Origin of the sequence: Bradyrhizobium sp. CCBAU 53340 (genome assembly GCF_015291645.1) — a bacterium.
Taxonomy (GTDB): Bacteria; Pseudomonadota; Alphaproteobacteria; order Rhizobiales; family Xanthobacteraceae; genus Bradyrhizobium.
The window spans coordinates 208,964-221,618 of the sequence record NZ_CP030055.1; the positions used below are offsets into that span (position 1 = coordinate 208,964).

The following is a 12,655-nucleotide window of genomic DNA, read 5'->3' on the forward strand; positions in this document are numbered from 1 at the left end:
ACCTGGCCTTCACGCCGATTTCCGTTGCGACCTCGCCGGCAACTCCTTCACCGACGCGTCCGTGGCTGGCCCCTTCTTCCCCGCGATTGGCATCAGCATCTCCTTCTGCCCGGCGGACGTCTTCTTCGGCTTCTTGGGCGGCTTGGCGGACTTTGCCGACGCGTTCCGGAAGACCACTGAGACTCGACAGGGTACGCAGCGATCGCCGGATTACCCCCCGGATAGCCAGGACAGCCCGTATTTTCCAAGCCAAGCCGTTGCTGCCGAACTAATGAGCGAAACCAAGCCGGCCCAGAACCAAGAGCGTCCTCGTGCCGCACTTATCGAGCGCAAATAGAGGAAGGCTCCTAGCAGCGGTCCGTAATTCCTCCGGAAGTCTCCGTTGAGCTTGGCTATCTTCGACAGCTCCGGAGAGGTTTCATGTCCATCAGGCACGTGCTGGCTCCCATATCGAGTACCAGCACCCTATCAACCACTGTTTTGCCCGACGGCGCAAGAGATATTTCGGTTTATCGAAATCTGAGTCCCTCGCTTCGAGTCAGGCTCTGACCATCATGGCTGCGAAATGGCGTCTGAGAGGGAACAAAGAGAAAGTTGTGCGAGCGATCGTACCCGTTAGGCGAACCAGGATCTGATGTCGGCCATCAGGGGCAGAGCGGACACGGGGTTACGCTCGCTCCGACCGCTGCTTGTGACCCATTGCAGACTATCCGTGTTCATTCAGTATTGAGCATCTGGCGAACGGATGATTGACGCTCCGGGATCACGCAACCATAAGGGATAATTGGCTAGGGTCGCTTGGGCGAATACGACATGATGATCCATGACGACCCTTGGTTTGCGCTCTATTTCACTTTCCTTGTGTTCATCCACGAACTTGTGCGTGATCCCGGCAAATTCGTGCCTTTCTTCATCGTTCTCACGATGCTCAGCTATATCGGCTTCGAATTCATCCGCGCCTATCGTCGTCGACGCCGATCGGCCGATGACCACAATCAAGAGCCGCCTCGAAGCCAATCTTGATTTCCCCTGTTGGCCCTATGCTGCCTATGTTTAAGTTCGTTCAAGTGTCGGCTGTCGAGTGTAGACCGGAAGCGCTTTGCGGGGAGCCAGACCGCCAATTTTGACCCTTAGCGGAAATTAACGTTGTGCGATCAAGATGACCGACATGCACTCCGAATTGCTTCATCAACAGCCCTATTTGGTCCACACCAACAGAGAACTGGGCCTGATGCTGAGGGGTGCAAAGCCCCTCGCGTATTTTATGGACATCATCGGTCGTGAGCCAGACGTCTGTTTACGGTATTGGCGCATGTTCGATAGGCATGTTGATCTGGGGCGCCTGATAAGGCGCGAGGTATTCGAACCATGCCCTGGCCTGCCGCAACTCAAATACCGAAGGCTATTCTACGCCTTACCGGGCCACGAGTGGCGGATAGATGCCATGCTTGCGCTCCTAAACGAACTCGAAGCGTGGTCCGAAGATCACGAACGGCGCTCTTGTGAATTGCTTGGCTACGAAGGCTGGCAGATTGACTATTGGTTGGCGCACCGTCGCTCGCGTGTGAACGCTTAGTCCCCTTGTGGCCCATCGCGACAAACTCGGTCCGCGCGTCGATGTCGGCGATGAGGGCTAAACCGGACCCGGCATTGACCGGGTCAAACCGACGCCATTGACCCGCTGCGGACATGAGCCCTAGCCGCCATTTCTGTTTCTCGGTACTATTTAAGCGCCAAGAGGGGGGATGCATGAACAGGCGGGATTTTATTGTAGGAATTGCGTTGCTGCCCAACTTCGACCGAGCTAGTGCGCAAGGCCGTGTGCGACGCGTCGGAGCCCTTATTGCGGAGCCAGCGCAGGCTAACTTTCTTGAAGGTCCTCTTAGGGAAAAGGGCTGGACGCTCGGACGGGACCTCCAAATCGACTATCGCATAACGCGCGGCGATACCAATCTCTCACAGGCATATGCCCGTGAGCTGCTCGCGTTGCAGCCTGATGTCCTGTTTGCAATTACCAACACGTCGATGGCCGCGCTGTATGCCGAACACTCTAACGTTCCGATCGTTTTCGCAATGGTAAGCGATCCAGTCGGAATGCGTTACGTCGAGAGCTTCCCGAAGCCTGGCGGTACTGTGACAGGCTTTACGCCATTTGAGCCTTCTCTGGGCGGCAAATGGGTGTCGCTTATCAAGGAAGTGGCATCAAACGTCGAGCACGTGGGCATCATATACAACCCTGAACCGGGCAACAATTCTTCAGCGTTCCGCCAGTCAATTGACGATGTTGCCCGCAAGACGGGCATCGTCTCGATTGAGACGCCGCGCGGCGATAGCTCGGACATTGATCGGCTTATTCGCTACCTCAAGGACAAACCAAACAGCGGTCTCATTTTCTTGCCAGACGCGATTACATTTGTGCGACGTGCCCAGATTGTTGCGCTGGTTGCAGAATGCAAGTTACCCGCAATCTATCCGTTTCGTGCCTTCTGTGATGCAGGAGGCCTCGTGTCGTACGGGGTAATAATCGAGAGGATCATTGCGGGCGCCGCATCATATGTTGACCGGGTTTTACGTGGTGCCAATCCTGCTGAACTCCCGGTTCAGGCGCCAACGGAATTTGAGTTGATCGTGAACCAAAAAGCCGCATGGCAATTCGGCCTGCAACTTCCGCCCACTTTGCTCGCTCGTGCGGACGCCGTGATTGAGTAGTTGACTTCTGCTTATGGCCCTTAGGCGACATGGCGGAGCGCGGACTAGCCGTCCGCTACTTGGTCGAAAGCAGACGTTCACAGGTGAATATTCTGGACAGCGGGGAGGAAATGGCTTGAAGGGTCTCGCAACGAAGGATCTTTGGTTGCTGTGCTATCCTTTCCGGGGACCCATTTTCGGCTACCCCCCGGCCCCGTTCGGTCCATAGCTCGATGTGACGAGACGAGCCTTGCGCCTCACCAGCTCGGGCGACCTGTTATGAAACGCCCGGTCAATGCTGAATTGTAATCGGTCCGAGAAGGGGGCGCTTCTCCGCGGTCTTCAAAACGCCCACCGGTCAGGGACTTGTAGGGACTTATGATAGAAGGGTTATTCTATCATCTGTCGGGATCGCCTCGCAGCCAGAGAATGTCCTGGCACAACTGGCGATGCGGATCGCCCAGGGCACGACCGTCAGCCACGTTCAATTGTGCCTGGTCGAATTAGTTCTCACGAATCCAATCATCGACTGCGATCATGAGGCTACGGCTGCTTGCAATAGCGGGTCTTATCAAATCGGATGTGTTTTGACCATCCAATCTGATCCTTTCACCCTTGTCCGCTTTTGGAATTGCTAGGAATTTTTGCTGCCTGACATACTCGTCATCCGCGACTGCGGCCCTGTGTAGTAGCGCATTCCTTACTGCACTGAGGGCATCCATCGACTTGTTCGCGATCGCGGTCTCGACCCTAGAGGACTTCTCGGAAAACGCTCTCATGTATGCCTCTCTTGCACCAGAGAGACGGGCAAATTCGAAGCGTCTCGCAGAACGCAAAATCGATCCCATGTGCACACGGAGGTCGAAACCGTGTTTGGCGACTACGTTTAGGTCGAGCTTCTTATCTTGATCGCTGGGGTTCTTATCATACTGATTCTTGTCAGCATCTTTTTTTGGCTTTCCATTCAGTGATGCAAGCGTCCTTGGGTGAGCGTTTAGTGCAGCTTCCCATAAATCGGCAAGCATCGTTTCGATAGCGGTCCACGTGCCTGTTATGCAGCCGGATAGCAGGGGAATGAATCCATACGCGCCGATCGGCGTATCGGCAAAGCTGCTCAAGGATCGCGCCGCATTAAGATGATAGTCCAGAACATGACCATCCCAACCTGGAGTCTGGCGTAGCTCTTCGTTTCGATTTCTTTCCTTATCGAGCATTTCCTTAGCGATTAGTGCGGCCTTGATATTCTCATCCTCGGTCAACGTGTTGCCGAGTTGTCCCGTTACCTGAAATTCTGCTAGGTCGTGACATCGTTGCGTAAGTGCCATGGCGGAAACGATCGACGTCGGAAGGGACATCATAAATCGCACGGTCGCTATATTGGCTCTGAAACTCGTTGCAACGCCTTCTAGGGGTGAACCTTCAAGCCTCGGAATGTCCCAATTTTCCTGACCCAAGCGTGCAAGCGCTTCTAGCTTCAAGTCGCGAACGGGAAATTCTGGAACCGGTGGGACCGCCATGACTAAGCATTCCGACGTCGAGCCGAGCACACGCCTTACCCGACACGAGAAAATGGGTAGGCGTTCTTGATGTAGGCGTTAAGAAATTGACCCTTGGATGGAGCCATCATCAGTTGATCATATAACGCGGCATTGACGTTATAATACTGATAAACTGAACCTGAGCTAAACTCGACCTCAAGCGTTTCGGAACCGGCATCGTAACCCAACGAGAGGATATTGGTCGATGCCACGGGCTCTCGCATCATTGGTCGGTCTCCGGCACTTCAGTCTCGTCAACTACAGTTCTTGAGATGTCGATCTGGCGTGCTACTGCGGTAGTGCGTTGAGCTCTCCATGACGCAACGACGCGATCGTATCCTTCTGCGACGCGTCGTTTCCGCCAAGCCTCACTCACAGCGGGATCACGGCTGTTCGGCAACCGGTCTGCTCGAGGAAGGGATATGCGGCATCGCACTGGCAACCTGGCTGCTTCGCCTGCAATAATCGCTTCTCCGGTACGGAGCACGGGGAGAAGGTCCATGAGTCCCGACAAGTTATCGGGTAGCGCGCCCTTTACTCTGGATCGGTCGGCTGGGTTCGAGAGCCTCAAACCAATCAGAGTTCCGCACTGAGAGAGCACCGTTTCATCGATCTCCGCCGGTCGCTGTGACACCAACATGGCCCCAACACCGTATTTGCGACCTTCTTTGGCGATACGTTTTACCATGTCCGCGGCTACGTTGCCGCTCTCGGGCGAAACGTAGCGATGCGCCTCTTCCATAACAACGAGCAACGGCCGGAGAACCCCGCCTTCGGTTTTTTCTCGGCTCCAAAATAGCGCCTCATACGTGATCCGCAGAATGGAGCCAATCAGTCTCACCAACACTGCACTCGGGACGCCTGAGAGGTCGAGAATTGTCAGCGGCTTATCGTGACCGAGCCATCCTTGAAGCAGTGTATCCAAGTCCTGCTCGGTGACTCCTGTGGCGTCCGGCTCCCACGGTCCGGGATGCAGAATAAAGTCGAAACGGCGATCTAACAAACGCGATCGGAGGAGGTTGAGTTGTCGACGAATCCCCTTCGCTGCCTGATTAAGGAACGGTCCCGTATTGCCCATAGCATGCGGCTTGTACTTAGGGGGCTTAAGTGAATCGGGATCGCCTGGGTTCTCCAGCGCCGGTTGATCACGCTGCGGCCCGGTGAATGTCATTGTTTCGAAGTCGACTAGTTCGTACCAAAGCTGTTTGAGGGAGAAGGGGACCGGGCTATCGACGGTCAGGGATTGCGGGTCAAGTCCAGGCAAACCGGCGACAGCAATTCGCCGCTCCTTCAGCTCCTGAATTTTGTCCGTGAAGGCAATCGATTGATTATCTCCGAGGTCGCCCGCTACAAAATCAAGTAACTCACCCGCCTCCAGTGCCCAGAAGGGTACGAAAAGGGGCTGTTCTCCCGGCTGGGGCGTCGCGCTAAAGACCTTGGCGACGTCGGCGAGCGCGGCGGCATATTCGCCGTGTAAGTCTAGGAGAAGAATCCGAGCACCGGATGCTCCACTAGTAGCAATGGGTTGAACGATTGACCGTAGCAGACTTGCAACCGTTGTAGACTTGCCCGAGCCGGTGGAGCCGAGAATTGCGCTGTGACGCGTTACGAGCCCATCGAGCGATAGTCTAACTTCGATATTCTCGGCACTTGAAAGCGTTCCGATCATGATCTGATCATCCTGCGTGCCTCCGTAGATCCTGCGGAGATCTCGTTCGGTAACGAGATGCACAGTATCATCAATGTTCGGATGTTGACTTAGGCCTCGCTCAAATCTCTCTCCGATCGCTTCTCCCGCAAGTTCAACCCGCATCCAGCGTCCAGTCTCGATTTCCGACACTGGAGCGCTCAACGGAGCTGCGGTTGCACCGACCTCGGCTACCACGCCAAAAAGATCTTGGTAGCCAAGCGGTATCCGCACGAAGCTACCGACTTGGCCTACGCGATAAGTATGCCCATCAATGATGGCAAGGCCCGACGCGAGAGACTCGGCAAGTTTCACGGTTACAGATGCGCCCGAAACGGCGCTGACGTGGCCGAGGTACGTGGGGTCCAATCCCTTCATTCTTCCGTCGTGCCGCTTAGTGCACTCTCCGTTTCAATTGTCTCTTTCGGCCTCACCATCTCTGAGGAATGCGACAGTGAACAAAATCGGCAGAAGCTCGTAAAATCACCAAGCAGGAATACTGGTTCGCCGGCGCCCCAACGCTGTCCCCAGAAACTCGCCCGGATTTCGGCCCAGTTCTTTGGCAAATCGCCAGGGCGCCATTTGCCTGAAACCCCACTGATAACTGCACCATCTGCCGCATACACTGACAGATTCGGCCGGTCGAACGCGAGCGCGCGCGCTGCATCCTCTTGCTCTAGATTTTGAAATTGGAACGCGAAAACGGCAGCGTTGGCATTCATCGCGAGAGCTTCATCCAGCACGGCGCAAATATGGGCGTCGCGAAACGAGAAGCCCGCGGTCAAAAGCAGCGTGTCCGGCTGAAGTAGGAAGTGTTTGAGGCGTTCGAATAAAGCTGCGTAGGGCTGCTTCTGGGTTAAATCGTATTTCAGATGATCCGGGTATACGAGTTCGGTACAATCGTATCCGCCTGAGCGCACTACGACCTCGTGATCGACCTTCCAGCCAAGCGATCCGTGAAGCTTCCATAAACGCGACCAACGAGGCGGAAGGTCATTACCAGCCACTGTGACCGGGTCAAAGAAGGGCGCATGCCCGCCAGTAAAGCCGTCGAAATATGGTGTCTTGGCACCCTCAAACGCCTCCTCAAGGAGAAGATCGTAGTTCGTCGTAAAAATCTCTACAGGATGTGGCCGTTGGGTCCCGCTTATCCATGTGACCAACTCATTGTAGGCGCATCGGTCCTTCGGCAATTTCGCGCCTACGACCCCACCTATGGCGCTGCAAACACGTGCGCCGAGCGCCTTGTAACCGGCGCCGTCAAGCCCATTGACTTGTGTTCCACCGATAGCCTCTTGTAGCAAGCGGATGCGAGATAGAATCGATTCTATATTGCCACCCCCCGGCAAACCGGAGCGAATTGCATCCGCCGCAATCCGGTCTTGCCCATCTAGTCCATTGATCACATGAGTGGTGAGTGCATCGACGCCCGGGATGAGCGGCTTTCCTTTAGGATCAATTCTTGAATTGGCGTCGACGCGAATTGACAGCGGGGCGCCAGCGCCAAGCAGCAGTCCAATTCGCTTTCGTCCTTGTGACAAAATCTGTCGCAGATCGGCCATGAACCGATCTGGATTATGAACCGAATCCATATCACCCCCGGAAGCACAGGCCAGCCTACACGGAAATGCAACTAAAGCGATATTCTCCAAATGATTGATAATGTGGGTAAGGCAATGGCTTTTTGAGCCGCGACCGCGGTAGCCACGGACGACTGGCATGTACAGTGCGGTCCAGCGCGTTAGGATCGGGCGGGTTTATCCAACAACGGAGAACCCGCATGCCGATCCTCAAGTCCCTCTCCTTCACCGCGCTGCCCAAGGCTGGCAACGATCCGGTCCAGCTGCGCCGGACCAAGTTCATCACCAAGCTGGAAGAGCAGAAGCTGCTCCTCTCCGACCCCAATCACGTCCGGACCGTCCAACGCTGGACGAAGGTTAATGGGGAGCGCCAGGCAACGACCAAGCAGCAGGCCGTTCGGCCCTGGTGGAAGACCGACGCGAGCGGACAGGTGGTCATGTCCATCAAGTTCGGGTCTAAGCCGATCGAGTTCGAGAAGGGCAAGGCCGGCATCGTGGTCGGCTCCAGGGACAAGCTGTCGGCCGTTATCGATGCCCTGATCGGAGCCGTCCGGGCTGGGGAGCTGGACGAGCACTTCAGCCATGCCGCCAAGACCGGCGGCATCGGTAAGTCCCGCAAAGCTGCCTGACCCCTGCAGTCGGGCTGGGTAGCAGTAGCACTCCCCAGCCCTCTCACCTTTTGTTGCTTTGAATATTGCCCCGCCCGGCCCGCCTAACTCGCCTTTCCGGGTAGTCAAACTTTCCGCCGGACACACGTTGCTTCCGCGAAGGTTCGATCACCCAAGTCCTCCACCGCGTTCGTCCGACCATTGGCAGCACGAAACAAGCCAGAGATGCCGGACGTAGCTTGCTTCCGCGCATGAAAGTCCCAGACGTCTTCTCATCCACCCAGCGGCCGACCTTGGCTGAGATGGTCGTCCGTGTCCCAAAAACGAAAGTTTGCGACGCGAGGGAGTCGTTCGTCGCAGGTGGCTCCATGAGCAGCCTGGACGTGCAACCCAGGTTCGGCCTTGTGGGCCTTGATACAGTGGACGTCATCCGAGCTCGGAGGAAGGCGGAGGTAAGCCAGGGCGGGGCGGGATTAGTCCAATCCCAGCCCAAAGCCCGGTAAGCTGGAAGGGGCCGGAAAGGGTTCAGCCGACTTTCCGGCGGGCACCGGCCCGGGTCGGTTTTTGGAAGAACTCGGCCGGGTCAACGTCCAGGATCTTAGCCAGCTTTTCGACGATCTCCAGGCCGACGTAGGTCACGGCCCGCTCGACCCTGCTTAGGTAGGCCCGGTCCACCCCAGCATCGTTAGCCAACCGCTCCTGGGACAGCTTCCGGTCATGCCGGATGCGCCTGAGGTTGGTCGCGAAAACTTGGCGAAGGTCCATGTACGGACCAGACCAACCTGTGGTTTATTCGCCCACGGCTTTAAAGCCTCAAAAACTTTCGGGTATTTTCCGGGCTCGGGCAAAACGGTGGAGCAGGTAAGTGGGAAAGATCTTAGGCGCTCTGTGCCTTGCGGTGGTTGGTCTCGGCGCTCATGTGGTTTGGTACGCGAATACGCACCATAGCTCAGGCAGGCCCTGGTTAAATTCCGCCGGTCTTTGGTCGTCCGACCTATTTGACTACGCCCCTGACTATTGTAACGCGGCGCCGATTGCTTGGGATTTCTGCGCAAGCGCACTCGAAGCCGGCAAGTATTTCGGGCTTCGCACCAGTTCGAAGGACGTTGTGCGCCGAGGTGGCCTGCTGGATCCGGATTCAGACGAACGCCGGAATATGGAAGGCTCGCGCGCTCCTCAGAAAGCAGTTCGGTAAGGTCGATCTTGGCACTAGCCGTCCCAGTCAGCGTTCATCAGATAAGACCGCGTGCCCGCGCGGTCTCCAACATTTCGGCCTGTTCGGCCTCGATCTCTTCTTCGGTCCTGTAGTCGGGGTCGCCTTCCCGGCGGGTGAAGATCAGCTGCTCGTATTCAAGTGGCGCGTCTTCTTTAGGGTAGACCACCCGAACTCGACCGTTGCGGAAAGCCACTGAGAAATAGCGTCGCTCTTGAAAGCGGCCGTCTCTCATGTACTGGTCCACGTAATATGCTTCCCGATTGTCTGGACTGATGGGCTTATCGGGACGATAGCCGACAAAACCGACTTTTATCTCGCCCATCAAGGTTGTGAGATGCGACGCGACCTTGGCTCTTAGGGTATACGCATCTTGCCCCCGCGCGTGCTGGATGCGTTTGATGAGAGCTTTGATCTCCTCGGTGCTTCTCTGTTGGCGGTTCGCCCCAGCCGCAAGCTCATCCCGATCAACCGACTTCGCACGGATCGCCGATTCGAGCGCAGCTCTGCGAGTCGCTTGCTCGTTCAGTTTCGTCCTGATGAAGTCCATAGCTGCGCCATCATTCAGCAGACTGTAGGTCTTCTCCATCAAGTCCGAGACCGCCCCAAGCTCCCCCTGCAAGGCCTCTATTTCATTCTCTAGGTCGTGAAGCCCGTTCGTCTGCGACGAAGGATCGACTACGCTAGCAAGGTCAATTTCTTCGACAAAACGCAGGAACGAAGTCTCGAAATCCTGATAGCGCCACCGGGTGCTGGGACAACCGAGTCGGCGCTTCGCGCTGTCACACGCAAGATACGCACCGCCCTTTGGCCCATACCCCTTGTTCTCGAACAGAACTTTCGACCCGCAATACGCGCAGCGAGCAAGACCTGAGAACAGATTGCTGTACGCACTGCCCTTGCGGCCCTTACCTGAGATCTTTCGTTGAGCCTTAGCCACCTGAGCCCGATAGAAAAGCTGCTCATCAACGATCGCTGGAAAATAATCTCTCACGGGATCGCCTTTCGGGACCCTTTTGCCACCCTCCCGCACGTGCGGCTGAAATTCGCCGAGCACTGACCGATTCGCTAGAATTTTGGCGATATACGTATGGTGCCAACCATTCGGACTTCCAAAAGTAGGCACGCCCGCTTCATTCAAGCGGCTTGCCTGCTTTTGCAGCCCCACGCCGGAAACGCTGTCTTTGAAAATTTGCTGAACGATTTTGACCCGTTCTGGAATCGCCACGTACCGCGAGCGATCCTCTGCCAGTTTCAGCCAAGCCGGGCACCACTTCGTCATTGGCTTCTGTCTGGCGCCCGCTCGCTTGTTGGCCCAGGCGGCGGAAAGCCTATGGCTCTTCGTAAGCGACTCCTCGTGAGCCCTGCTCATCGTGACCATCGAGACAATGAGGTCTCCGAGGTCCACTTGGCCGGCCCTATAGACCCGCCGATCTACCAAGGTCACGAGATTGATTCCTGCTTGGACGATCCGCAGAAATAGGGATTGCGCCGCTAAGATTTGCTCGCGGCTAAGTCTGTCGAGCGATTCAACGATCAGGTAGGAGCCCGACGCAATCTTCTTGGTTTCTATAGCCTCAAGGAACGATCCGAGGCTCCCCTCGCGCAAATTGTCGCCTCTGAAGGCCGATACCCCGATGTCTTTGTACTCGTCACGCTCTGCGAGCTCGAGGCCATTTTCCTGAGCATAAGCTCGTGATGCCTCCAGCTGTCGCCTACGGCTGTCCCCGTCCAGCTGCGGAGCAGTCGACATGCGAAGATAGGAAAAAGCTCGTGGTTTCAAGATGTTGAAGGCCCGCCTAACACATCGGTGAGGCAGTACCCTACATCAAATTAATAGTAAACACTATTGCAAACGCCGGCAGACCCGGCGCGACCTGCACCTGCACGTCGACCGCGCGGGCCTCGATCCCCTCAAAGGCGACTGTCGAAACCCGCTGAACCATGCTGCCCCCTCGCACAATCAAGGGTAGCAGACCGGGATCGCCCTGACAAGAACAATACAAGAACAAAAGCGAGGGCGGCGCAAGCCCTAACCAAACGTAAACAGGGTGCCGACACTACGCTTCGAATGCGAGCAGCTCTCCTCAGCACATTCCAACGAATGTCCGCTACTCCTACGGCTGCGGGATGGGCCGTGATCTAACGGGTGAAGAATTCAAATGCTTGCAAATCGCCGCAGAAGCGAACGACGGGTGTGCAGCCGGCTGGCCAAGATTCATTTCGGTGCGGGCTCGCTGCCGCGGGACTGCACGATCACGGATATCTCGGACGGTGGCGTGAAGGTCGTGGCGGAGTTTCTGGAAGTGCCGCCGCAGTTCACCATCATCTTCGCTCCCGACTATTCGCGTCAGTGCCGCCTGCGCTGGCGCATCGGCTGCGAGTTCGGTGCGGAATTTACGGACTAAGGGCGCATGATCCGGAAAAGTGTGAAGCGGTTTTCCGAAAAGATCATGCGCAAAATGCAGTTCTGCAGGCCGGCGTCCTTAACCGGACTTTAGCGTTAATCGGCAAAGCATCTCTGATCAGTCCGCCGGCGGTGATCAGAGTATGTCCAAGCGTTCCCCCCTTGCCTCCTCCCCGGCGAGATTCCTGCTTCCCGCGCTCGCGGTGCTTGCCCTCGGTGGCTGCCAGACCACGGGCCTGGAGGACGTCACCGGCGCGCTCGGCGGCAAGCCTGAACCTGTCGCCAGGGCCGACGGCAAGCCGGGCATGGACGCTCTGCGCGAGCGCTATCGCGCCAAGCCGAACGATCCCGCTATCGTCCTCGAATATGGCAAGGCGCTGCGAGAGGGCGGCCAGCGCGCCCAGGCGGTCGCCGTCTTCGAGCAGGCCGTGCTCGCCCATCCCAGCAACAAGGCGCTGCTCGCCGGCTATGGCCGTGCGCTCGCCGACAATGGAAATTTCCAGCAGGCCTTTGACGTGCTGGGCCGCGCGCATACGCCTGAGGATCCCGATTGGCGCATCCTGTCGGCGCAGGGTGCGGCGCTCGACCAGCTCGGCCGCAACGAGGAAGCGCAGCAATATTACGCCGCGGCGCTGAAGATCGTGCCCGACGAGCCGACCGTGCTGTCCAATCTCGGCCTGTCCTATGTGCTGCAAAACAACCTGCCGAAGGCCGAACAGGTGCTCGGCCGCGCCTATCAACGGGATCAGAACAATGCGCGGGTCCGCGCCAATCTCGCGCTGGTGCTGGGATTGCAGGGCCGCCAGGCCGAGGCTGAAATCCTGGTGAAGGCCGATCTGCCGCCGGATCAGGCCGCGGCCAAGATCACGGCGCTGCGCCAGCTGCTATCGAAGAAGCAGCAGGAGCAGCGGGCGGAGAAATAGTCCGCCGCCGC

At 57.0% G+C, this 12,655-nt stretch carries 12 protein-coding genes and 1 pseudogene; 5 read left to right on the plus strand and 8 right to left on the minus strand.

The features are described from left to right. Positions 1–720 precede the first annotated feature (720 nt). Positions 721–999, minus strand: a complete 279-nt coding sequence (locus tag XH89_RS00950; protein WP_194465293.1) for a hypothetical protein — start codon at positions 997–999, stop codon at positions 721–723. A gap of 160 nt (positions 1,000–1,159) precedes the next feature. On the opposite strand from XH89_RS00950, the gene XH89_RS00955 reads away from it, so the two are divergent. Together XH89_RS00955 and XH89_RS00960 are read left to right on the plus strand one after the other, a co-directional pair. Continuing rightward, positions 1,160–1,576 (plus strand): hypothetical protein, encoded by a 417-nt coding sequence (locus XH89_RS00955; protein ID WP_194465294.1) that lies wholly within the window; start codon positions 1,160–1,162, stop codon positions 1,574–1,576. A gap of 173 nt (positions 1,577–1,749) precedes the next feature. Then, positions 1,750–2,709, plus strand: a complete 960-nt coding sequence (locus tag XH89_RS00960; RefSeq protein WP_194465295.1) for an ABC transporter substrate-binding protein — start codon at positions 1,750–1,752, stop codon at positions 2,707–2,709. A 482-nt stretch (positions 2,710–3,191) separates the two neighbouring features. Here XH89_RS00960 and XH89_RS00965 read toward each other — a convergent pair whose 3' ends face one another. The 4 genes from XH89_RS00965 to XH89_RS00980 are packed head-to-tail and all read right to left on the minus strand — an operon-like array spanning position 3,192 to position 7,475. Then, entirely contained in the window at positions 3,192–4,205 is a 1,014-nt protein-coding gene (locus tag XH89_RS00965) for a hypothetical protein (RefSeq protein ID WP_194465296.1), read from the minus strand. Between the two features lie 35 nt (positions 4,206–4,240). Beyond that, positions 4,241–4,438, minus strand: coding sequence for a KTSC domain-containing protein (locus tag XH89_RS00970; protein WP_246767711.1), 198 nt, complete (start codon positions 4,436–4,438; stop codon positions 4,241–4,243). 11 nt (positions 4,439–4,449) lie between these two features. Continuing rightward, positions 4,450–6,291 (minus strand): ATP-binding protein, encoded by a 1,842-nt coding sequence (locus tag XH89_RS00975; RefSeq protein ID WP_194465298.1) that lies wholly within the window; start codon positions 6,289–6,291, stop codon positions 4,450–4,452. Then, positions 6,288–7,475 carry an SIR2 family protein gene (locus XH89_RS00980; RefSeq protein ID WP_194465299.1) on the minus strand — a complete coding sequence of 396 codons (1,188 nt, stop codon included), beginning with the start codon at positions 7,473–7,475 and terminating at the stop codon, positions 6,288–6,290. The genes XH89_RS00975 and XH89_RS00980 overlap by 4 nt, the downstream gene beginning before the upstream one ends. Positions 7,476–7,693: 218 nt before the next feature. On the opposite strand from XH89_RS00980, the gene XH89_RS00985 reads away from it, so the two are divergent. Beyond that, on the plus strand, positions 7,694–8,122 hold the full coding sequence (locus XH89_RS00985) for a DUF6641 family protein (protein ID WP_194465300.1): 429 nt from the start codon (positions 7,694–7,696) through the stop codon (positions 8,120–8,122). Positions 8,123–8,626: 504 nt separating this feature from the next. On the opposite strand, the gene XH89_RS00990 is transcribed toward XH89_RS00985, so the two are convergent. From XH89_RS00990 to XH89_RS42025, 3 genes and pseudogenes are all read right to left on the minus strand, one after another. Then, positions 8,627–8,866, minus strand: a complete 240-nt coding sequence (locus tag XH89_RS00990) for a helix-turn-helix domain-containing protein (protein ID WP_194465301.1) — start codon at positions 8,864–8,866, stop codon at positions 8,627–8,629. Positions 8,867–9,333: 467 nt separating this feature from the next. Then, the gene (locus XH89_RS00995; protein ID WP_194465302.1) at positions 9,334–11,097 is read right to left on the minus strand and encodes a recombinase family protein; all 1,764 of its coding nucleotides are present in this window, start codon (positions 11,095–11,097) and stop codon (positions 9,334–9,336) included. 61 nt (positions 11,098–11,158) lie between these two features. Beyond that, positions 11,159–11,260: pseudogene (locus XH89_RS42025) on the minus strand (ATP-binding protein); the annotation flags it as partial. A gap of 216 nt (positions 11,261–11,476) precedes the next feature. On the opposite strand from XH89_RS42025, the gene XH89_RS01000 reads away from it, so the two are divergent. Together XH89_RS01000 and XH89_RS01005 are read left to right on the plus strand one after the other, a co-directional pair. After that, entirely contained in the window at positions 11,477–11,722 is a 246-nt protein-coding gene (locus XH89_RS01000) for a PilZ domain-containing protein (protein WP_011083489.1), read from the plus strand. A 142-nt stretch (positions 11,723–11,864) separates the two neighbouring features. Next, positions 11,865–12,644, plus strand: coding sequence for a tetratricopeptide repeat protein (locus XH89_RS01005; protein ID WP_194465303.1), 780 nt, complete (start codon positions 11,865–11,867; stop codon positions 12,642–12,644). The last annotated feature ends 11 nt before the right edge of the window (positions 12,645–12,655 follow it).

What these genes read in the sequence shown, in the direction of transcription:
- XH89_RS00955 (WP_194465294.1), top strand. Translation starts at nt 1,160, where the DNA reads ATGACCGACATGCACTCCGAATTGCTTCATCAACAGCCCTATTTGGTC.
- XH89_RS00960 (WP_194465295.1), top strand. Translation starts at nt 1,750, where the DNA reads ATGAACAGGCGGGATTTTATTGTAGGAATTGCGTTGCTGCCCAACTTC.
- XH89_RS00965 (WP_194465296.1), bottom strand. Translation starts at nt 4,205, where the DNA reads ATGGCGGTCCCACCGGTTCCAGAATTTCCCGTTCGCGACTTGAAGCTA.
- XH89_RS00975 (WP_194465298.1), bottom strand. Translation starts at nt 6,291, where the DNA reads ATGAAGGGATTGGACCCCACGTACCTCGGCCACGTCAGCGCCGTTTCG.
- XH89_RS00980 (WP_194465299.1), bottom strand. Translation starts at nt 7,475, where the DNA reads ATGGCCGATCTGCGACAGATTTTGTCACAAGGACGAAAGCGAATTGGA.
- XH89_RS00985 (WP_194465300.1), top strand. Translation starts at nt 7,694, where the DNA reads ATGCCGATCCTCAAGTCCCTCTCCTTCACCGCGCTGCCCAAGGCTGGC.
- XH89_RS00990 (WP_194465301.1), bottom strand. Translation starts at nt 8,866, where the DNA reads ATGGACCTTCGCCAAGTTTTCGCGACCAACCTCAGGCGCATCCGGCAT.
- XH89_RS01000 (WP_011083489.1), top strand. Translation starts at nt 11,477, where the DNA reads ATGCTTGCAAATCGCCGCAGAAGCGAACGACGGGTGTGCAGCCGGCTG.
- XH89_RS01005 (WP_194465303.1), top strand. Translation starts at nt 11,865, where the DNA reads ATGTCCAAGCGTTCCCCCCTTGCCTCCTCCCCGGCGAGATTCCTGCTT.